This is a genomic window from Pseudomonas sp. LARHCG127 (genome assembly GCF_052871455.1).
The window spans coordinates 282,748-306,450 of sequence record NZ_JBIXJT010000009.1 but is presented as its reverse complement, the minus strand read 5'-3'; the positions used below and the strand labels follow the sequence as shown (position 1 = coordinate 306,450).

The 23,703-nt window shown below is 65.3% G+C and carries 4 protein-coding genes (1 of these 4 only partly in view); all 4 read left to right on the top strand.

Annotation, left to right across the window (positions count from 1 at the left end; translation table 11 throughout):
- Positions 1 to 40: 40 nt before the first annotated feature.
- Tightly spaced (each overlapping or abutting the next), the 4 genes in view from ACIPQ1_RS17730 to ACIPQ1_RS17715 form a layout consistent with a single transcriptional unit that may run on beyond the window.
- Positions 41 to 11,113: an amino acid adenylation domain-containing protein gene (locus ACIPQ1_RS17730; protein WP_446534524.1), complete on the top strand. Its 11,073-nt coding sequence runs from the start codon at positions 41 to 43 to the stop codon at positions 11,111 to 11,113.
- The gene (locus ACIPQ1_RS17725) at positions 11,085 to 12,569 is read left to right on the top strand and encodes an amino acid adenylation domain-containing protein (protein ID WP_446534523.1); all 1,485 of its coding nucleotides are present in this window, start codon (positions 11,085 to 11,087) and stop codon (positions 12,567 to 12,569) included. The genes ACIPQ1_RS17730 and ACIPQ1_RS17725 overlap by 29 nt, the downstream gene beginning before the upstream one ends.
- Positions 12,570 to 23,657 carry a non-ribosomal peptide synthase/polyketide synthase gene (locus tag ACIPQ1_RS17720; RefSeq protein ID WP_446534522.1) on the top strand — a complete coding sequence of 3,696 codons (11,088 nt, stop codon included), beginning with the start codon at positions 12,570 to 12,572 and terminating at the stop codon, positions 23,655 to 23,657.
- Positions 23,657 to 23,703: the 5' portion of a condensation domain-containing protein gene (locus ACIPQ1_RS17715; protein ID WP_446534521.1), read on the top strand. 2,032 nt of this gene lie beyond the right edge of the window; only the first 47 of its 2,079 coding nucleotides appear in the window; its start codon is at positions 23,657 to 23,659; its stop codon lies beyond the right edge, outside the window. The genes ACIPQ1_RS17720 and ACIPQ1_RS17715 overlap by 1 nt, the downstream gene beginning before the upstream one ends.

The following is a 23,703-nucleotide window of genomic DNA, read 5'->3' as shown; positions in this document are numbered from 1 at the left end:
CCTTTGTGCCTTGTGCCCACTGATTCCGGATACCCCAGAAATGAATGCTGAAGACGCCTTGAAACTTGCTCGCCGGTTTATCGGGTTGCCCCTGGAAAAGCGCCGGATGTTCCTGGCCGCGTTGGCCAAGGAGGGCGTGGAGTTCAGCGGTTTCCCCATTCCCCAAGGCGTCGAGGCCGAGGATCGCCAGGCGTTGTCCTATGCCCAGCAGCGCATGTGGTTTCTCTGGCAACTGGAGCCGGGCAGCGGCGCCTACAACCTGCCGGGAGCGGTGCGGCTCAAGGGCGCGTTGAGCCTGTCGGCGCTGGAGCAAGCCTTCGCCAGCCTGGTGGCCCGTCATGAAACCCTGCGCACGGTGTTCCAGCGCCAGGCCGACGACAGCCTCCTGCAAGTGCCCTCCAGCGCCGCACTGGTGATAGGCCGCAAGGACTTCAGCGCCTTGCCGGTTGCCGAGCGCGAGCAGGCGGTGCGCCAGGCCGCCGAAGCCCAATCGCTGCAGCCCTTCGACCTGTCCAGCGGCCCGTTGCTGCGGGTCGAACTGCTCAAGCTCGATGATCAAGAGCACGTGCTGCTGCTGACCTTGCACCACATCGTCTCAGACGGCTGGTCGATGAACGTGCTGATCGACGAATTCATTCGCTGCTATGACGCCCATGAGGCGGGGGTGGAACCACAACTGGCCGACTTGCCGATCCAGTACAGCGACTATGCCTTGTGGCAGCGCCGCTGGCTGGAAGCCGGCGAGCAGGCGCGTCAACTCGACTATTGGCAGGCGCAACTGGGCGATGAGCATCCCGTGCTGGAACTGCCTATCGATCACCCGCGCCCGGCGATGCCCAGCTATCGCGGCACGCGCTTTGAATTCGCCGTGGAGCCGGCACTGGCCGAGCAACTGCGCACCACCGCCCAGCAGCATGGCGTCACCCTGTTCATGCTCCTGCTCGGCGCGTTCAACGTGCTGCTGCATCGCTACACCGGCCACACCGATATCCGCGTTGGTGTGCCCATCGCCAACCGCAATCGCGCCGAAACCGAAGGGCTGATCGGCTTTTTCGTCAACACCCAGGTGTTGCGTACCGAGCTCGGCGGCCAGACCCGGGTCGATGAGTTGCTGCGCACGGTCAAGGAAGCCGCCCTCGGCGCCCAGGCCCATCAGGACTTGCCCTTCGAACGGTTGGTGGAAGCCCTGAAACTGGAACGCAGCCTCAGCCATACCCCGCTGTTCCAAGTGATGTATAACCACCAGCCGCAAGTGGCCGACATCGCCAGTATCCGCACGGCTTCGGGGCTGGAGTTGTCGATGTTGGAATGGCAGGGCCGCACCACGCAATTCGACTTGACCCTCGACACCTGGGAAAAGGCCGGCAAGCTGCATGCGGCACTGACCTACGCCAACGATCTGTTCGACGCCGCGACGGTCGAGCGCATGGCCCGGCACTGGACGCGGCTGCTGCAAGGCATGGTCGACGACAATCGCGCGCTCGTCGGCGAGTTGCCGCTGCTGGAAGCCGATGAATATCAGCGCCTGATCCATGATTGGAACCCGGTGGACGCGCCGTTCGACCAGGCGCTGTGCATCCACCAGATGATCACCCGCCAGGCCGAGGCCACGCCGGATGCCTTGGCCGTCACCTTCGCCAACACGCGCCTGACCTACAGTGAACTCGACGACCGCGCCAATCGGCTGGCCCACAAGCTCATCGAGCTGGGCGTGGGCCCGGAAGTCCGTGTCGGCGTGGCGATGCCGCGCTCCGAACACCTGCTGATCGCCTTGCTGGCAGTGCTCAAGGCCGGTGGCGCCTACGTGCCGCTGGACCCGGACTACCCGGCCGAGCGCGTGGCCTACATGCTTGACGACAGTCGCGCCCGGGTCTTGCTGACAGAACAGGCGGTGGCGGCGACGCTCAGCGTGCCGGCCGAAACCGCCGTGCTGATGCTGGATCGGATCGAGTTGGGGCAGTACTCACTCAGCGCGCCGACCACTCAAGTCACGCCAGACAACCTCGCGTACGTGATCTACACCTCCGGTTCCACCGGCCAGCCCAAGGGCGTGGCGATTGCCCATCGCAACGTGCTGGCGCTGATCGACTGGTCCCGATCGGTCTACAGCCGCGACGACATCCAGGGCGTACTCGCCTCCACGTCGGTGTGCTTCGATTTGTCGGTATGGGAACTGTTCGTGACCCTGGCCAACGGTGGCTCGCTGATCATCGCCCGCAATGCCCTGGAGTTGCCGCAACTGCCGGCCCGGGACCAGGTGCGCCTGATCAACACCGTGCCCTCGGCGATTGCCGCGTTGCAGCGCGGCGGTGAGATCCCGGCCAGTGTGCGGATCATCAACCTGGCCGGTGAGCCCTTGAAACAAAGTTTGGTAGACGCCCTGTACTGTGGGAGCGAGCTTGCTCGCGATAGCGGTGTGCCAATCACTGATGGGTCAACTGACAGAGCGCCATCGCGAGCAAGCTCGCTCCCACAGTTGGGTGGCGTTGAGCATGTGTACGATCTTTATGGCCCCTCGGAAGACACCACCTATTCCACCTGGACCCGCCGCACCGCCGGCGGCACGGCGAACATCGGCCGGCCCCTCAAGCACACCGCCAGCTACCTGCTCGACGCTGACCTGCAACCGGTGCCCCAAGGCGTTTCGGCGGAGTTGTACCTGAGCGGCGCGGGCATCACCCGGGGTTACCTCGGCCAGGCCGCGATGACCGCTGAAAAGTATGTGCCCAACCCGTTCTCCACCCACGGCGAACGCTTGTACCGCACCGGTGACCTGACCCGTTACCAGGCCGACGGCGCCTTGCAGTACGTTGGCCGTATCGATCATCAGGTCAAGGTCCGCGGCTTCCGTATCGAACTGGGGGAAATCGAGGCGCGCCTGCTGCAACAACCCCAGGTGCGCGAACTGGCGGTGCTGGCCCAGGACGGCGAGCATGGCCAACAACTGGTGGCCTTCATCGTCCCGAGCGAGGCCGCGGTGCTGAGGGAGGCCGATGCCCAGGTACGGTTGCGCGAAACCCTCAAGGCTGCTTTGCGTGAACACCTGCCGGACTACATGGTCCCGGCCTACCTGGTGTTCCTCGCAGAACTGCCGCTGACCCCCAACGGCAAACTCGACCGCAAGGCGTTGCCGGCCATCGATGGCAGTGAGCAGCAACGTGAATTCGTCGCGCCCCATAGCCCGATGGAAAAAGCCCTGGCGGCGATCTGGCAGGACGTGCTGAACCTCGACAGCATCGGCCTGGAAGACAACTTCTTCGAACTGGGCGGCGATTCCATCGTCTCCATGCAAGTGGTCAGCCGGGCGCGGCAGGCCGGGATCATGCTCAATCCCAAGGCGCTGTTCCAGCACCAGACCCTGCGCAGCCTGGCGCTGGTCGCGCGCCAGGGCGACAGTCATACGATCGATCAGGGCTTGGCGCGCGGCGCGGTGCCGTTGACGCCGGTGCAGCAGTGGTTCTTCGAGCGTGACATCCCCGAGCGCCAGCACTGGAACCAGTCGCTGTTGCTGGTGCCTGGCGAACACCTCGACGCCGTGGCATTGGCGTCGGCCCTGGCCCGTCTGGCTGAGCACCATGACAGCCTGCGCCTGCGCTTTACCCAAGTGAACGGCCACTGGCAGCAAGCCTATGCCGAGCCGTCGACGGCCAGCCTGTTGTGGCAGCGCTCGGCGACGTCGGTCGAGCAGCTCAACGCCCTGTGCGATGACGCCCAGCGCAGCCTCGACCTGGAAGACGGACCGCTGCTGCGGGCCTTGCTGGTGGACATGGCCGATGGCAGCCAGCGCTTGTTGCTGGCGATCCATCACTTGGTGGTAGACGGTGTTTCCTGGCGCGTGCTGCTGGACGATCTGCAACAGTTCTACCGCCAATTGCGGGCCGGCCAGCCGATCCAGGTACCGGCCAAGACCAGCGCCTATGGACAATGGGCCGAGCAACTGCACGGGCATCTCGATGGCTTCATGGGCAGTCTCGATTACTGGCGCGCCCAGGGTCATGCACCGGCCGGCAACGGCTTGCCGTGCGACTACGCCGAGCGGCTGCTGGAGGTCCGTGACGAGCGCAAGGTGCAAGTGCGGCTGGACGCCGAACAGACCCGCCAACTGCTGCAACAGGCGCCCAAGGCCTACCGCACCCAGGTCAATGACCTGCTGCTGACGGCCCTGGCCCGTACGGTGTGCCGTTGGACCGGCCAGGACAGCACGCTGATCCAGCTCGAAGGCCATGGCCGTGAAGACCTGTTCGAGGGCATTGACCTGACCCGCACCGTCGGTTGGTTCACCAGCCTGTTCCCGATCAGCCTCAGCCCGGCGTCGGCGTTGAGTGCATCGGTCAAGGCCATCAAGGAACAACTGCGCGCCGTGCCGGACAAGGGCCTGGGCTACGGCGTGCTGCGCTATTGGGGCGAACCTGAAGTGCGTGCCGAACTGGCGGCCTTGCCGGTGCCGCGCATCACCTTCAACTACCTGGGCCAGTTCGACCGGCAGTTCGATGACGGCGCGCTGTTCGTGCCGTCCAGCGAAGGCAGTGGCGCGGCGCAGCATGCCCGGGCGCCGCTGGCAAACTGGTTGACGGTGGAAGGCCAGGTCTACGGCGGCGAGCTGTCCCTGAACTGGGGTTTCAGCGAGCGGATGTTCAAGCAGCAGACCATCGAGGCCCTGGCCGCTGACTACCTCGCCGAACTGAGGGCGTTGATCGAACATTGCTGCGCGCTGGAAGCGCCCCAGGCCACGCCCTCGGACTTCCCCCTGGCGCGCATCAGCCAGGCGCAACTCGACAGCCTGCCGGTGGCCGCCGGGCAGCTCGACGATCTCTATCCGTTGTCTCCGATGCAGCAGGGCTTGCTGTTCCACACCTTGTACGAGCAGGCAGCGGGGGAATACATCAACCAGTTGCGGGTGAACGTCCAAGGCATCGATGCTCAGCGCTTTGCCGAGGCCTGGCAGGCCACCCTCGATGCTCACGATAGCTTGCGCAGCGGCTTTGTCTGGCAGGGCGACCTCGAGCAGCCGTTGCAGATCGTCCGTCGCCAGGTCGAATTGCCATTCACGCTCCTCGATTGGCGCGGACGCGATCACCTCGCCGAGGCCCTGAATGAGCGTGCCGACGCCGAGCGCCGCGCGGGTTTCGACCTGGCCCAGGCGCCGTTGCTGCGCCTGGTGTTGGTGCAGACCGAGGCCGAGGGCTGGCACCTGATCTACACCCATCACCACATCCTGATGGACGGCTGGAGCAACGCTCAACTGCTCGGTGAAGTATTGCAGCGCTACAGCGGTCGCTTGCCCAAGGCCAATGTCGGGCGTTATCGCGACTACATCGCCTGGCTGCAACGCCAGGACGCGCAACTGGGCGAGACGTTCTGGACCGGCCAGTTGGCCACCCTGCAAGAACCAACCCGATTGGCGCGCGTCATGTCTGCCAGTGAAATCCACAGCGGCCATGGCGATCACTTCCAGACCCTGGACGCGACCCGTACCCAGGCCCTGGAACAGTTCGCCCGCCAACAGAAAGTCACCCTCAACACCTTGGTGCAAGCGGCGTGGCTGTTGCTGCTGCAACGCTACACCGGTCATGACAGCGTCGCCTTTGGTGCCACCGTGGCCGGGCGTCCGGCGGATCTGCCGGGCATCGAGCAACAGGTCGGCCTGTTCATCAACACCTTGCCGGTGATCGCCGCGCCGCGTCCGGACCAAACGGTCGGTGCCTGGCTGCAAGCCGTGCAGGCGCAGAACCTCAGCCTGCGGGAGTTCGAGCACACACCGTTGGCGGATATCCAGCGCTGGGCCGGGCAGGGCGGCGAGGCGCTGTTCGACAACATCCTGGTCTTCGAGAACTACCCGATTGCCCAGGCCCTGGCAGAAGGTGCCGGACAGGGCGCGGTGTTTGGCGACGTCAGCCACCTGGAGCAAACCCATTACCCATTGAGTGTGGCCGTGACGCTCGGCCAGACCTTAGCGCTGCATTACAGTTTCGACCGGGCGCATTTCAGCCAAGCGGCCATCGAAGGCATCGGCGCGCATCTGTTGCAGCTGTTGCAGCGCTTCGCCGAATCCCCCGTGCGCCATCTTGGACAAATCGCCCTGGTCAGCGCCGAGGAACAGGCCCGGCAACAGGCCGCCAATCATCCGCAGCCGTACCCGACCGACATCCCCGTACATCAACGCATTGCCGATCTGGCGGCGCACAAGCCCCACGCCACGGCAGTGATCTTCGACGGCCAGCGTTTCAGCTATGGCGACATCGACCGTCGCGCCAACCGCCTGGCCCACAAGCTCATCGAACTGGGCGTGGGGCCGGAAACCCGCGTTGGCGTGGCCCTGCCGCGCAGCGAAGGGGTGATCGTCGCGCTGCTGGCGGTGCTCAAGGCCGGCGGCGCCTATGTGCCGCTGGACACCAGCTACCCACGGGAACGCCTGACGTACCTGATCGAGGATTCCGGGCTGGCGCTGTTGCTCACCGACTCCCGGGTGTCGGCGCAGTTGCCGCTGGAGGGTGCCGACCAGGTGCTGGAGCTCGATCGCCTGGACGTGAGCCTGCAATCGGCGGATGCACCTTCGGTCAGCGTCGATCCGCAGAACCTCGCCTACGTGATCTACACCTCCGGCTCCACCGGCAACCCCAAAGGCGTGAGCGTGGCCCACGGTCCGCTGGCGATGCACTGCCAGGCCATCGGCGAGCGCTACGAGATGCGCGACAGTGATTGCGAATTCCATTTCATGTCCTTCGCCTTCGACGGTGCCCACGAGCGCTGGCTCACCAGCCTGACCCACGGCGCCTCGCTGCTGATTCGCGACGACAGCCTGTGGACCCCGGAACAGACTTATAGCGCGATGGGCGAGCACGGCGTGACCGTGGTGGCGTTCCCGCCGGTGTACCTGCAGCAACTGGCCGAACACGCCGAACGCGAAGGCAACCCGCCGAAGGTGCGCATCTACTGCTTTGGCGGCGATGCGGTGCCCAATGCCAGCTTCGAACGGGTCAAGCGTGCCCTCGATCCGGACTTCATCATCAACGGCTACGGCCCGACCGAAACCGTGGTCACCCCGCTGATCTGGAAGGCTGGCCGCGAGGTGGCGTGTGGCGCCGCGTATGCGCCCATCGGCAGCCGCATCGGTGACCGCAGCGCCTACGTGCTCGACGCCGACTTGAACCTGCTGCCCCAAGGCATGGCGGGTGAGCTGTACCTGGGCGGTACCGGCCTGGCGCGGGGTTACCTGAACCGTCCGGGCCTGACGGCCGAGCGCTTTGTTGCCGACCCGTTCAGCACGGGCGGCGGCTTGCTCTACCGCACCGGCGACCTGGTGCGCCAACGCGCCGATGGCACTTTCGATTACCTGGACCGCATCGACAACCAGGTGAAGATCCGCGGCTTCCGCATTGAACTGGGTGAAGTCGAAGCCAGCCTGCAAGCCCTCGATGGGGTGCGCGAAGCGGTGGTCGTGGCACAGGAAGGGGCTGCTGGCAGCGGCAAGCGCCTGGTGGCCTATGTGGTTGCCAATGAAACTGTGCAAAAGGATTTCGCCGAGCACTTGCGTGACCAACTCAAGGCGACCCTGCCGGCACACATGGTCCCGGCCTATCTGCTGCTGCTCGACCGCCTACCGCTGACCCCCAATGGCAAGCTCGACCGCAAGAACCTGCCCAAGCCCGACGTCAGTCAGTTGCAGCAATCCTACGTGGCCCCGCGCAGCGCGCTGGAGCAGCAACTGGTGTCGATCTGGCAGGACGTGCTCAAACTTGAACGCGTGGGCCTGGGGGACAACTTCTTCGAACTGGGCGGCGATTCCATCGTCTCGATCCAGGTGGTCAGTCGCGCGCGGCTGGTCGGTATCCACTTCACGCCGAAGGACCTGTTCCAGCACCAGACCATCGAGGCGCTGGCCGCCGTGGCACAGACGGGCGCGCCGCTGCAATTGATCGACCAGCAACCCGCGACCGGCGAAACCGCACTGCTGCCGATTCATCAATGGTTCTTCGCCCAGCCGATTCCCGACCGTCATCACTGGAACCAGTCGGTGATGCTCAAGCCGACCGAGGCACTCGATCCCCAGGCATTGGAGCGGGCCTTGGGTGCGCTGGTGGTGCACCACGACAGCCTGCGCCTGGCCTTCACCGAGCAGGCTGACGGCTGGACGGCGCGCTACCGTGACGGGGTTGCTGACGGCATTGTCTGGCACGCCGAAGTCGTCGATCTTGTCGCACTGCAAGCCTTGGGCGACCAGGCCCAGCGCAGCCTGCAACTGGACGGCGGCACGCTGATCCGTGCGGTGCTGGCGAACCTCGCCGATGGCACCCAGCGTCTGTTGCTGATCGTGCATCACCTAGTGATCGACGGGGTGTCCTGGCGGATCCTCGTCGAAGACCTGCAAACGGCTTATCGGCAGGTGCTTGTAGGAATAATCGTGCAACTGCCAGCCAAGACCAGCGCGATCAAGGCCTGGACCGAAGCGTTGCAGGGCTACGCCAGCAGCGCAGCCCTGCAGGCCGAGATGGGCTTCTGGCAGCAGCAATTGCAAGGCACCTCCACGGCGTTGCCATGGGACAACCCCCAGGGCGGACGGCAGCATCGCCAAGCCTTGACCATTCGCTCTTCACTGGACAAGACCCTCACTCGACAACTGTTGCAGGAGGCTCCGGCGGCCTATCGCACCCAGGTCAATGACCTGCTGCTCACCGCCCTGGCGCGGGTGATGGTGCGCTGGACCGGCGCTGACAGTGTGCTGCTGCAACTTGAAGGCCATGGCCGTGAAGAGCTGTTCGAGCACATCGACCTGACCCGCACGGTCGGCTGGTTCACCAGCCTGTTCCCGGCACGATTGACGCCGGTAGCGGATGACATTGGCGCTTCGCTGAAACAGGTCAAGGAACAACTGCGGGCCATCCCCAACAAGGGCATTGGCTTCGGGGCCTTGGCGCACCTGGGCGATGACGCCGCACGTCAAACCCTGCAAGCCTTGCCGAAACCGCAACTGACGTTCAACTACCTCGGCCAGTTCGACGGCAGTTTCGCCGCGGCTGACGACGCCTTGTTCGTGCCCACCGACGAGCATGGCGGTGAAGAGCTGAACATGCAGGGCCCGCTGGGCAGTCCGCTGGCGCTGGACGGCAAAGTCTTCGGCGGCGAGCTGGACTTGAGCTGGACCTTCAGCGGCGAGCTGTTCAATACCGCGACCATCCAGCGCCTGGCCGATGACTACGTGCAAGAGCTCACGGCGCTCATCGCCCATTGCTGCGACAGTCACCGCCGGGGCGTGACGCCGTCGGATTTCCCGTTGGCGCGGCTGACCCAGGCGCAACTGGACACGCTGGTCCCAGTCCCCCAGGCCATCGACGACCTCTACCCGTTGTCGCCGATGCAGCAAGGCATGCTGTTTCATTCCTTGCTTGGGCAGGGCAGCGGCGACTACATCAACCAGATGCGCCTCGACGTCGACGGTCTCGATCCGCAGCGTTTTCGCGCCGCCTGGCAAGCGGTGGTCGATGCCCATGACATCCTGCGTACCGGGTTCTTCTGGCAGGGCGACCTGGAGCAGCCAGTGCAAATCGTCCAGCGTCAGGTCGAGGTGCCGTTCCGTGTGCTCGACTGGAACGGGCGGATGGAAATCGATGGCGCCTTGCAAACTCTCGCCGATGAAGAGCGGGCCCAAGGCGTGGACCTGACCCAGGCGCCGCTGATGCGCCTGGTGCTGGTGCGCACGGCGGCTGATCGGCATCACCTGATCTACACCAACCATCACATCCTGATGGACGGCTGGAGCAGCGCGCAGTTGCTCGGCGAAGTGTTGCAGCACTACCGCGGCGACAGCGTGGCCCGTCCGGCTGGCCGTTATCGCGACTACATCGCCTGGCTGCAACGCCAGGACGCGAGCCTCGGCGAAGGGTTCTGGACGCAACAATTGCGCACGCTGGATGAACCGGTGCGCCTGGCCCAGGTGTTTGCGCGCCCGGCCCAGGACGTCTCGGCGAACCTGTACGGTCATCATCATGTGCAACTGGATGCGCAGCAGACCCAACGCCTGGCCGAATTCGCCCGCGAATCCAAAGTGACCGTCAATACCCTGGTGCAAGCGGCCTGGCTGTTGCTCTTGCAGCGCTACACCGGCAAAGCCAGCGTGGCGTTCGGCGCGACGGTGGCGGGGCGGCCGGCGGACCTGGTGGGCGTCGAGGGGCAGATCGGCCTGTTCATCAACACCTTGCCGGTCATCGCCAGCCCGCGTCCCGAACAGGCGCTGGGCGACTGGCTGCACAGCGTCCAGGCGCAGAACCTGGCCTTGCGCGAGTTCGAGCATACGGCGTTGTTCGATATCCAGCGCTGGGCCGGCCTGGGCGGCGAAGCGTTGTTCGACAACATCCTGGTGTTCGAGAACTACCCGATTTCCGAAGCCCTGGAGCACGGTGCGCCTGACGGCTTGCGTTTCGGTGCCGTGGACAACCTGGAACAGACCAATTACCCGCTGACCCTGCTGGTCAGCCTCGGTGCCGAGCTGGCGGTGCAGTTCAGCTACCAGTGCGCCAGTTTCGCCCCGGCCTCGGTCGAGCAGATCGGCGTGCATCTGCGGCGCTTGCTGCTGCAAATGACCGACGGCACGCAACGGCCCCTGGGGGAACTGAGCTTGCTCGACAGCGGTGAAACCCACCAGCAGGTGCAAGGCTGGAACGCCACCGCCGCCGCTTATCCGGATGAGCATTGCGTCCATCGCCTGTTCGAGGCCCAGGCCCGCCAAACACCGGATGCCACGGCGCTGGTGTTCGCCGAGCAGGCGCTGAGCTACGCCGAACTCAACGTCCGGGCCAACCGCCTGGCCCATCGCTTAATCGAACAAGGCGTGGGGCCCGATCAATTGGTCGGGGTCGCGCTGGAGCGTGGCGTGGAGATGGTTGTCGCCCTGCTGGCGGTCCTCAAGGCCGGTGGCGCCTATGTGCCGCTCGACCCGGCGTTCCCCCAGGACCGCCTGGCCTACATGATCGAAGACAGCGGCATTGAACTGCTGCTGACCCAACGTTCGCTGCTCAACCAGCTACCGCTGTCCTGTGGGAGCGAGCTTGCTCGCGATGGCGGTGGTTCAGTCAATATTGATGGTGAAGGTGAGGGCCTCATCGCGAGCAAGCTCTAACACGCTGGTGTTGGACCAGGAGGGCGGCTGGCTCGACGGTTATGCCGGCGAGGTGCCGGCGATGCGCCTGGATGCGGAGCACTTGGCCTACGCCATCTACACCTCGGGTTCCACTGGCAAACCCAAGGGCGTAATGGTGCGCCATGGGGCATTGGTGAATTTTGTCACCAGCATGACCCGTGAGCCGGGCATCGCCGCCAGTGATCGGGTGCTGTCGCTGACCACGTTCTCGTTCGACATCTTCGGCCTGGAACTCTACGGCGCGCTGTTGAGCGGTGCCTGCGTGGTGCTGGTGGACAAGCAGAGCGCCCACGACCCCGAGGCGCTGCTCAAGACCATCGATCGGCAGCAGGTCAGCGTGGTCCAGGCCACGCCATCGACCTGGCGCATGTTGCTCGACCACCCGGCGTCCGCCTTGCTGGCGGGGCGCAAATGCCTGTGCGGTGGCGAGGCGTTGGCCGAGGACCTGGCCGAGCGGCTGCTGGATGTCGCGGGCGAAGTCTGGAACCTGTATGGCCCGACCGAAACCACCATCTGGTCGGCGGCGTATCGATTGACCGCAGCGCAGCGTCTGCCGTACCTCGGCCGGCCGATTGCCAACACGTCGCTGCATATCGTCGGCGATCACTTCGCGCCGAACCCGGTCGGGCTCATCGGCGAACTGTTGATTGGCGGCGACGGCCTGGCCCGGGGTTACCACGACCGTGCGGCGCTCACCGCCGAGCGCTTCCTGCCGGACCCGTTCGGCAATGGTGCGCGGGTGTACCGCACCGGTGACCTGGCGCGCCAGCGGGGCGACGGCGTGATCGAGTACATCGGCCGGGTCGATCACCAGGTGAAGATCCGCGGCTTTCGCATCGAACTGGGGGAAATCGAAGCCTGCCTGCTGGCCCAGGCGTCGATCCGCGAAGCGGTGGTGGTGCCGCAACAAGGGCCGGGCGGCCTGCAGTTGGTGGCATACCTGATCGCCGCGCATCCAGAAACGGCGGAACCGGCGGCTCTGCGCGACGCCCTCAAGGCCCGGCTCGCGCCTTTACTGCCCGACTACATGATGCCGGCGCACTGGCTGTTGCTCGAACGCTTCCCGCTGACCCCCAACGGCAAGCTCGACCGCAAGGCCTTGCCGCTGCCGGACGCCCAGCAACTGCTACGAGCCTACGTGGCGCCCGAGGGCGCGCTGGAGCAGGGCATCGCCGCCATCTGGCAAGACGTGCTCAAGCTCGAGCAAGTAGGGCGCGACGACAACTTCTTTGAACTGGGTGGGCATTCCCTGCTGGCGACGCAAGCGACGGCGCGCCTGCAAATGCAGCAAGGCGCCGCGGTGCCCCTGGACTTGCTGTTCAGCACCGCGTCCCTGGCCGACTACGCCGCGCAACTGGCGGCCCACCTGAGCCCTCACTCCAGCGACGACTTGAGTGAGATGCATGATTTCCTGGCAGACCTGGAGACCCTTTGAATGACTCAGCTCGATAACCTGTCTCTGGTTCAGCGATTCATCCGTTTACCGCTCGCCCAACGACAAGCGTTCCTGCACAAGCTGCACAGCAAGCACATGAGCCTGGCGGCATTGCCGATCCCGGCGATGCGCGACGAGTTCGCGACGCTCGACCTGTCCTACGCCCAGGAACGCCAGTGGTTCCTCTGGCAACTGGACCGCCACAGCGCGGCCTACCACGTGCCCACGGCGCTGCGCCTGCGCGGCGCCCTCGACCTGTCGGCGTTGCAACGCAGTTTCGACGCCTTGCTGGCCCGTCACGACGTGCTGCGCACGGTCTTCATCGACAGCCCGGAAGGCCCCCAACAAGTGGTGCAGGCCCACTTGAGCCTGGCGATCGAACCCCAGGTGGTGTCGGGGCCAGCGGATGAGGCTGCGCTCAAGGCCCTGGTCGATGATGAAATCGCTGGATTGTTCGACCTGCAAGAGGGGCCGCTGCTGCGGGTCAAGCTGCTGCAACTTGCCGCGGACGATCATGTGCTGGTGCTGACCCAGCATCACATCATTTGCGACGGTGCGTCGGCGCAGATCATGGTCAATGACCTGGTCCAGCTCTACGCCGCCCACCGCAGCGGTCAAGCGCCGACCCTGGCGCCTTTGCCGATCCAATACGCCGACTATGCGATCTGGCAGCGCAAATGGATGGAGGCCGGCGAGCTGGAGCGGCAACTGGCCTATTGGACCGAACGGCTGGGGGACGGCGGCGAAGTCCTGCCGTTGCCAACGGACCGCCCGCGCCCGGCGGTGCAGAGCCATCGCGGCGCGCGCCTGGACCTGACCGTCGACGCCGGGCTGACCCAGGGCCTGAAGCAACTGGCCCAGCGCGAAGCCTCGACGCTGTTCATGGTCTTGCTGGCCTCGTTCCAGGCCTTGTTGCACCGCTACAGCGGCCAATCGGACATCCGTGTCGGCGTACCGGTGGCCAACCGTAATCGCCCGGAAACCGAAGGCCTGATCGGCTTTTTCGTCAACACCCAAGTGCTCAATGCCCAGGTGCGCGGCGACCTGCCTTTCGAACAATTGCTGGCGCAGATCAAACAGGCCTCGCTGGGGGCGCAGGCCCATCAAGACCTGCCGTTCGAGCAGTTGGTGCAAGCGCTGGCACCCCAGCGGCAGGCGAGCCACAGCCCGCTGTTCCAGGTGATGTTCAACCACCAGAGCGGCGGCGCGGCCCAGGCCCTGCAGCTGCCGGGGCTGCAGGTCGAGAGCCTCGACTGGAGTTCCCACACCGCCCAGTTCGACTTGACCCTCGACACCCACGAAACCCACGGTGAACTGGGCGCATCCCTGAGCTACGCCACTGACCTGTTCGACGCCAGCACCGTGCAGCGCCTGGCCGAACACTGGCTGAACCTGCTGCACGGCATCGTCGCCAATCCCGGCCAACGCATCGGTGAACTGCCGTTGCTGACGGCCACCGAGCACCAGCAACACATCACCCAATGGAACCCGGCGCCACGCAGCTTCCCGGGCGCGGCCTGCCTGCATCAGCGCATCGCCGAACAGGCGCGCTTGCGTCCCGACGCCGTCGCGTTGCGTTTCAACACCCAAACCCTGACCTACGGCGAACTCAACGCCCAGGCCAACCGCCGCGCCCATCAGTTGATCGCCCACGGCGTCGGCCCGGATGTGCTGGTGGGATTGGCCGCCGAGCGGGGCTTCGACATGCTGGTGGGCCTGCTGGCGATCCTCAAGGCCGGCGGCGCCTACGTGCCGCTGGACCCGACGTATCCCCAGGATCGTCTGGCCTACATGATGCAGGACAGCGGCATTCAATTGCTGCTGACCCAAGCGGCCCAGGTCGATCAGTTGCCAGTGCCGGAGGGCGTGCAGACGCTGCTGCTGGACGCCGACGTCAGCGCTTTCGCCGACAGCGATCCGCAGGTGGCAATGGACGCCGCGAACCTCGCCTACGTGATCTACACCTCCGGTTCCACCGGTAATCCAAAAGGCACCTTGCTGCCGCACTACAACGTGCTGCGCCTGTTCGAGGCCACCGAACCCTGGTTCAACTTCGGCGCGCAGGATGTCTGGAGCCTGTTCCATTCCTACGCGTTCGACTTCTCGGTCTGGGAAATCTTTGGCGCACTGCTGCACGGTGGCGAGTTGTTGATCGTGCCGTATGACGTCAGCCGCTCACCGCAGCAGTTCCATGAACTGCTCTGCGACGCCGGGGTGACGGTGCTCAACCAGACACCGTCGGCGTTCAAGCAACTGATGCACGAAGCCTGCGCCGATGACCGGGCCAACGCCTTGCGCTACGTGGTGTTCGGCGGCGAGGCGCTGGACGTCAAGTCCTTGCGCCCCTGGTTCGAGCGCTTCGGCGATGCCGCGCCGCAACTGATCAACATGTACGGCATCACCGAAACCACCGTGCACGTGACCTACCGTCCGCTGTCGATAGCGGACCTGGAACAGGACGCCAGCAGCCCGATTGGCGAACCGATTGCCGACCTGTCCTGGTATCTGCTGGACGGCGATTTGAACCCGGTGCCAAAAGGTTGCATCGGTGAACTGTACGTCGGTCGCGCCGGCCTGGCCCGGGGCTACCTGAATCGTGGCGACCTTACTGCATTGCGGTTCATCCCCGACCCGTTCGGCGAAAGCGGCGCACGTTTGTACCGCACCGGCGACCTGGCGCAGTACCGCAGCGACGGCGTGATCGAGTACATCGGTCGTATTGACCATCAAGTGAAGATCCGCGGTTTCCGCATCGAACTGGGCGAGATCGAAGCGCGCCTGAATGCCTTGGATTCCGTGCGCGAAGCGTTGGTGCTGGCCCAGGAAGGGCCGAGCGGCCAGCAACTGGTGGCTTACGTGATCCCGGCCCACGCCAGCGAAGCCCCAGCCGACCTGCGCGAGCAGATCAAGACTCAACTCAAAGCCGACCTGCCGGACTACATGGTGCCGACGCACCTGCTGTTCCTCGACCAATGGCCACTGACCGCCAACGGCAAGCTCGACCGCAAAGCCTTGCCCACCGCCGACTCTAGCCAGGTCCAGCAGGCCTACGTGGCGCCACGAAGCGAGCTGGAACACCAGATCGCCGCGATCTGGCAAGACGTGCTCAAGGTCGAGCGGGTCGGCTTGAGCGATAGCTTCTTCGAACTGGGCGGCCACTCGCTGCTGGCGACGCAGATGGTGTCGCGCATTCGCCAGGCCCTCGGCCTGAACCTGCAACTGCGCCAGTTGTTCGAGAACGCCAGCCTTGAGGCTTGTGTGGCGGCGCTGATAGACGGCGACGTGGCACGGCCGGCGAGCATCCCGCGTCTTTCCCGGGACCAGGCGCCGCTGCCGCTGTCCTACGCCCAGCAGCGCCAGTGGTTCCTCTGGCAGATGGAGCCCGACAGCGCGGCGTACCACATTCCGGCGGCGCTGCGGATTCAGGGCAACCTGGACCTGGAGGCTTTGCAACAGAGTTTCGCCGCCCTGGTGCGGCGCCACGAAAGCCTGCGTACCACCTTCGACCAGGTCGATGAGCAAGCGTTCCAGGTCATTCACCCACAGATGAACCCGGTGGTAATCCCGCAGATGCTCGAGGGCGGCAATGAACAGATCCAGGCCTTCGTCCGCCAGCAGATCGCCCAGCCCTTCGACCTGCAAAACGGCCCGCTGCTGCGGGTCGGCCTGCTGCGGGTGGCGGCCGACGAGCACGTGCTGGTGCTGACCCAGCACCACATCGTCTCCGATGGCTGGTCGATGCAATTGCTGGTGCAGGAACTGATGCAGGGTTATGCCGCGTGCCGCCAGGGTGAGTCCCTGGCATTGGCCGAGCTGCCGATCCAGTACGCCGATTACGCGGTATGGCAACGTCAGTGGATGGACGCCGGCGAGCGGGAACGGCAACTGGCCTACTGGACCGATGTGCTGGGGGGCGAGCAGCCGTTGCTGGCGCTGCCCACCGACCGGCCGCGCCCGACCCAGCAGAGTTTTGCCGGCGCCCGCCTGGCGATCAACTTGCCGCAGGCCTTGGGCCAACGGCTGCGACAGCTGGCCCAGCGCGAAGGCTGCACGCTGTTCATGGTCTTGCTGGCCTCGTTCCAGGCCTTGCTGCACCGCTACAGTGGCCAGTCGGACATTCGTGTCGGCGTGCCCATCGCCAACCGCAACCGGGTGGAAACCGAAGGCCTGATCGGCTTCTTCGTCAACACCCAGGTGCTCAAGGCCGAGGTCGATCCGCAGCAGCGTTTCAGTGAATTGCTGGCGCAGGTCAAACAAGCGGCCATCGGCGCCGAGGCCCATCAGGACCTGCCGTTCGAACAACTGGTCGAAGCCCTGCGGCCTGAACGCAACCTGAGCCACAGCCCGTTGTTCCAGGTGTTGTACAACCACCAGAGTGTGGCTCGCCAGGCACTGCCGGCGCTGCCCGGCCTGGTGATCAAGGCCCAGGAATGGGAAAGCCAGACTGCCCAGTTCGACCTGACCCTCGACACCCTGGAAGCCGAGGGTGAACTGGGTGCGGCGCTGACTTATGCCACTGACTTGTTCGACGCCAGCACCGTGCAGCGCCTGGCCGAACACTGGCTGAACTTGCTGCACGGCATCGTCGCCAATCCCGGCCAACGTATCAGTGAATTGCCGTTGCTGACGGCCACCGAGCAACAGCAACACATCGCCCAATGGAACCCGACACCGCGCAGCTTCCCGGGCGAGGCCTGCCTGCATCAGCGCATCGCCGAACAGGCGCGCTTGCGTCCCGACGCCATCGCGTTGCGTTTCAACGCCCAAGTCCTGACCTACGGCGAACTCAACGCCCAGGCCAACCGCCGCGCCCATCAGTTGATCGCCCACGGCGTCGGCCCGGATGTGCTGGTGGGATTGGCCGCCGAGCGGGGCTTCGACATGCTGCTGGGCTTGCTGGCGATCCTCAAGGCCGGCGGCGCCTACGTGCCGCTGGACCCGACGTATCCCCAGGATCGTCTGGCCTACATGATGCAGGACAGCGGCATTCGCTTGCTGCTGACCCAAGCGGCCCTGGTCGATCAGTTGCCAGTGCCGGAGGGCGTGCAGACGCTGCTGCTGGATGCCGATGTCAGTGCTTTCACCGACAGCGATCCGCAGGTGGCGATGGACGCCGCGAACCTCGCCTACGTGATCTACACCTCCGGCTCCACCGGTAATCCAAAAGGCACCTTGCTGCCGCACCACAACGTGCTGCGCCTGTTCGAGGCCACCGAACCCTGGTTCAACTTCGGCGCGCAGGATGTCTGGAGCCTGTTCCATTCCTACGCGTTCGACTTCTCGGTCTGGGAAATCTTTGGCGCACTGCTCCACGGTGGCGAGTTGTTGATCGTGCCGTATGACGTCAGCCGCTCACCGCAGCAGTTCCATGAACTGCTGTGCGACGCCGGGGTGACGGTGCTCAACCAGACACCGTCGGCGTTCAAGCAACTGATGCACGAAGCCTGCGCCGACTCGCGAAGCAACGCCTTGCGCTACGTGGTGTTCGGCGGCGAGGCGCTGGACGTCAAGTCCTTGCGCCCCTGGTTCGAGCGCTTCGGCGATGCCGCGCCGCAACTGATCAACATGTACGGCATCACCGAAACCACCGTGCACGTGACCTACCGTCCGCTGTCGATAGCGGACCTGGAACAGGACGCCAGCAGCCCCATCGGCGAACCGATTGCCGACCTGTCCTGGTATCTGCTGGACGGCGATTTGAACCCGGTGCCAAAAGGTTGCATCGGTGAACTGTACGTCGGTCGCGCCGGCCTGGCCCGGGGCTACCTGAATCGTGGCGACCTCACCGCATTGCGTTTCATCCCCGACCCGTTCGGCGAAAGCGGCGCACGGCTGTACCGCACCGGCGACCTGGCGCAGTACCGCAGCGACGGCGTGATCGAGTACGTCGGTCGCATCGACCATCAAGTGAAGATCCGCGGTTTCCGCATCGAACTGGGCGAGATCGAAGCGCGCCTGAACGCCTTGGCTTCCGTGCGTGAAGCGTTGGTGCTGGCCCAGGAAGGACCGAGCGGCCAGCAACTGGTGGCTTACGTGATCCCGGCCCACGCCAGCGAAGCCCCAGCCGATCTACGCGAGCAGATCAAGACCCAGCTCAAGGCCGATCTGCCGGACTACATGGTGCCGACGCACCTGCTGTTCCTCGACCAATGGCCACTGACCGCCAACGGCAAGCTCGACCGCAAGGCCTTGCCCATCGCCGACGCCAGCCAGGTCCAGCAGGCCTACGTGGCGCCGCGAAGTGAACTGGAACAACAGATCGCCGCGATCTGGCAAGACGTGCTCAAGGTCGAGCGGGTCGGCTTGAGCGATAACTTCTTCGAGTTGGGCGGCGACTCGATTGTCTCCATCCAGGTGGTCAGTCGCGCCCGCCAGGCGGGTATTCGCTTTACGCCCAAGGACTTGTTCCAGCACCAGACCGTGCAGGCGCTGGCAGGTGTCGCCCAGACCGGTGGGGAAGCGTCGGCAATCGATCAGGCGCCGGCCGAAGGGTCGACGCCGCTGCTGCCGATTCAACAGGCGTTTTTCGCCGAGGCGATTCCCCAGCGTCACCATTACAACCAGTCGGTGCTGCTGCAACCGGCCAGTCCGTTGCAAGCATTGGTGGTGGAGCAGGCTTTGCAGGCGTTGGTGCTGCACCACGACGCCTTGCGTTTGTCCTTCAATAAAACCGCCGAAGGTTGGCGCGCCGAGCACCGTGAGGTGGCGGCGCAACAGCAAGCTTGGGGGAATGACGGTTTGCTGTGGCAGTGTGACGTGGCCGATGCCAGCGCGCTGGAAACCCTCGCCAATCAGGCCCAGCGCAGCCTCGACCTGCACGCCGGGCCGCTGTTGCGCGGCGTCCTGGCGACCTTGGCCGATGGCAGCCAGCGCCTGTTGCTGGTGGTCCATCACCTGGCGGTGGACGGTGTGTCGTGGCGAATCCTGTTCGACGACCTGCAAACCGCCTACCAGCAGTTGCTCGCCGGCCAAAGGCTGCAACTGCCGGCCAAGACCAGCTCGGTCAAGGTGTTTGCCGAGCAGTTGCAGGCCCACGCCCGCAGCGCGGAATTGCAGCTGCAATTGGCCTACTGGCAAGGGCAACTGCACGACGCCCCGACCGACCTGCCGTGCCTCGACCCCGAGGCGATCGGGCAAAACCATGAGGCCGTCACCGTTCATACACGGCTCGACGCGCACTTGACCCGGCAGTTGCTGCAAGAGGCGCCGGCGGCCTATCGCACCCAGGTCAACGATCTGTTGCTCACGGCCCTGGCCCGGGTGATCTGCCGCTGGACCGGACACGACAGCCTGTTGCTGCAGCTCGAAGGCCATGGCCGCGAAGAGCTGTTCGCCAATGTCGACCTGACCCGCACGGTGGGGTGGTTCACCAGCCTGTTCCCGGTGCGGTTGTCGCCGGCCGTCGAACTGGCGGACTCGATCAAGTCGATCAAGCAAGGGCTGCGGACGATTCCCGACAAAGGCGTGGGGTTCGGTGCGCTGCGTTACCTGGGCGACGATGCCAGCCGGGCGGCCCTGGAAGCACTGCCGGTGCCGCGCATCACGTTCAACTACCTCGGTCAGTTCGACGGCAGTTTCGATCAGGACCAAGGCGCGCTGTTCAGCCCGGCCAGCGAAAGCGCCGGTGACGAGCAAAGCCCGCTGACCACCTTGGGCAACTGGCTGACGCTCAACGGCCAGGTGTTCGATGGCGCGCTGCGGTTGGGCTGGACGTTCAGCCAGCGACAGTTCGAGCCGGCGACCATCCAGCAATTGGCCGATGACTACGCCAGCGAGCTGGCGCTGTTGATCGCCCATTGCTGCGACCCGACGAACCAGGGCATGACGCCGACGGATTTCCCCCTGGCCGGCCTGACCCAGGCGCAACTCGATGGCCTGGCGCTTTCGGCGCGCGGGGTGGAAGACCTTTACCCGCTGGCACCGATGCAGCAGGGCATGTTGTTCCACAGCCTCTACGAGGCGGGCAGCGGCCAGTACATCAACCAGATGCGCCTGGACATCGAAGGCCTCGACCCACGGCGTTTCGAGGCGGCCTGGCAAGCGGCGGTCGATGCCCATGACATTCTGCGCAGCAGTTTTATCTGGCAGGGCAGCGAGCGCCCGGTGCAGGTGGTGCACAAGCAGGTGCGCGTGCCGTTCGCTTCGCTGGACTGGAGCACCCGCACCGATGCCAGCCAGGCCCTGGACGCGCTGGCGGATGCCGAACGCGAGCAGGGCTTCGACCTGGCCTGCGCGCCGTTACTGCGCCTGGTGCTGGTGCGCACCGCCGAGCGGCGTTTTCACCTGATCTACACCCATCACCACATCCTGATGGATGGCTGGAGCAACTCGCAGTTGCTCGGCGAGGTGCTGCAACGCTATGACGGCCAGGCCCTGCGGCGCCCGGCCGGGCGCTATCGGGACTACATCGCCTGGCTGCAAGGCCGCGACGCCCAGGCCAGCGAAACCTTCTGGCTGGCGCAACTGCAACCGCTGGAGGCGCCGACGCGTCTGGCCGAGACCCGTTTCGCGCCGCTGCAATCGGCGCTGGAAAGCAGCCACGCCAGTCACTATCGCCACCTGACGCCCGAGCAGACCCAGCGCCTGGGCGAGTTCGCCCGCCAGCAGAAGGTCACCCTCAATACCGTCGTCCAGGCGACCTGGCTGTTGCTGCTGCAGCACTACACCTGCCACGCCACCGTGGCCTTCGGCGCCACCGTGTCGGGGCGTCCGAGCGAGCTCAAGGGCGTCGAGCAGCAGATCGGCCTGTTCATCAACACCTTGCCGGTCATCGCCAGCCCGCGTCCGGAGCAAGCGCTGAGCGGGCTGCTGCTACAGATCCAAGGCCAGAACGTGGCCTTGCGCGAGCACGAACATACGCCGCTGTTCGAGATCCAGCGCTGGGCCGGGCAGGGCGGCGACGGTTTGTTCGACACCTTGCTGGTGTTCGAAAACTACCCCGTGTCCCAGGCCCTGCAAGAGCAGGCGCCCTCGGGCTTGAGCTTCGGCAGCGTGGCCAGCCAGGAACAGACTAATTTCCCGTTGACCCTGGCCGTCAATCTAACTGACATCCTGAGCCTGCACTTCACCTATGCCCATGCTGCTTTCCCTACACACACCGTCGAGCGCCTGGCTGAGCAGGTGGCACACGTGCTCGCGCAGATGGTGAGCCTGCCGGCTGGCGGTTGCGTGGGAGACATCCAACTGCTGGATGCGACGACCCGCGACAGGCTGCTGGGCGACTGGAACGCCACGTCGGTGGTGGAGCCACCTCGGCGCCTGGTCCATCAATGGATCGAGGCCCAGGCCCAAAGCAGCCCCGACGCGGTCGCCCTGGTCAGCGAGCAGGAAACGCTCACTTACGCCGAGCTCAATGCCTGGGCCAATCGCCTGGCCCATGGCTTGATCGAACGCGGCATTGGCCCCGATGTATTAGTGGGCCTGGCGTTGTCGCGCAGCGTGCAGATGGTGGTCGGCTTGCTGGCGGTGCTCAAGGCCGGTGGCGCCTACGTGCCGCTGGACCCGGCCTATCCCCGGGATCGCCTGGCGTACATGGTCGAGGACAGCGGCATCGCCTTGCTGCTCACCGAAACCGAGGTGCTGCCGCTGTTCGGCAACGCTGCCGTGGCCGCGCTGCTGTTGGATCAACCCGGGCAATGGCTGGCCGGCTACAGCGAGCGCGACCCTGGCGTGGTCATCGACGGCGAAAACCTCGCTTATGTGATCTACACCTCCGGCTCCACCGGCAAGCCCAAGGGCGTGACCTTGCGCCATGCCGCCCTGAGCAACCACATGGCGTGGATGCAAGGTTGCTTGAAACTGACGGCCGCCGACCGCGTCCTGCAAAAAACCGCGATCAGTTTCGATGCCTCGGTCTGGGAGTTCTGGCTGCCGTTGATGAGCGGCGCGCAACTGGTGCTCGCCAACCCGCACCTGAACCTCGACCTGACCACCCTCTGGGCCGACGTGGCGCGGTGGCGCATCAGCGTGCTGCAAATGGCGCCGTCGCTGTTGCAGGCGTTGCTGCCAGTGGCGACCCGCGAACAGCTGGCCTCCCTGCGCCTGCTGCTGTGCGGTGGCGAAGCCCTCAGCGCGCACCTGTCGCGCCAGGTCATGGCGCTGTTCGAGGGTGAACTGCGCAACCTGTATGGCCCGACCGAAGCGACCATCGACACCAGCAGCCATGCCGTGGTGCGCGACAGCGAGGACGACGCCGAGCGAATCATCGCCATTGGTCGTCCCATCGATAACGTGCGCACCTACGTGCTGGATGCGGCATTGCAGCCTTGCGCCGTGGGCGCCGTCGGCGAGTTGCACATCGCCGGTGATTCCCTGGCCCGTGGTTACCACCAGCGACCGGCCCTGAGCGCCGAGCGCTTCATTCCCGATCCGTTCGCCCCCGTTGCGGGCGGTCGCCTGTATCGCACCGGTGACCTGGCGCGTTATGGCGCGGACGGGGTGATCGAGTACCTCGGCCGGATCGACCATCAAGTGAAGATCCGTGGCCTGCGCATCGAACTGGGGGAAATCGAAGCGCGCCTGCAGGCCGATGCCGAGGTGCGCGATGCGGTGGTGCTGGCGCGGGACGACGTGAGCGGACCGAACCTGGTGGCCTACCTGGTCGGCCAGGACAGCGCCCTGGATTCGGCCAGCCTGGGCGACCGACTCAAGGCGCGACTGGCGGCCCAGGTGCCGGACTTCATGGTGCCGACCCATTGGGTCTGCCTCGACCGCTTGCCGCTGACCCCCAACGGCAAGCTCGATCGCAAGGCCTTGCCGGCACCGGACACCCGTGCCCTGCAATCGGCTTACCTGGCGCCCCGGAGCGACCTGGAATGCCAGGTCGCGGCGATCTGGCAAGACGTGCTCAAGGTCGAGCAGGTCGGGCTGGGCGACAACTTCTTCGAGCTGGGCGGGCATTCGCTGCTGGTGGTGAGCGTGGTCTCGCGCCTGCAACTGGAACTGGGCCTGGCCTTGACCCCGCAACTGATTTTCCAATTCCCGGTACTCGGCGCGTTCGTGGCGCAACTCGAGCCTGCCGGCGAACCCATGAGTACGTCGAAATTGAGCAAGCTTGAAGCGCTGCTCGATGAATTTGAGGAGGTTTGATGGACACCGCTGTCGCACAACGTATTGCCAGGCGCTTCATAACGCT

Coding starts and splice junctions, on each gene's coding strand:
- ACIPQ1_RS17730 (WP_446534524.1), top strand. CDS start 41: ATGAATGCTGAAGACGCCTTGAAACTTGCTCGCCGGTTTATCGGGTTG.
- ACIPQ1_RS17720 (WP_446534522.1), top strand. CDS start 12,570: ATGACTCAGCTCGATAACCTGTCTCTGGTTCAGCGATTCATCCGTTTA.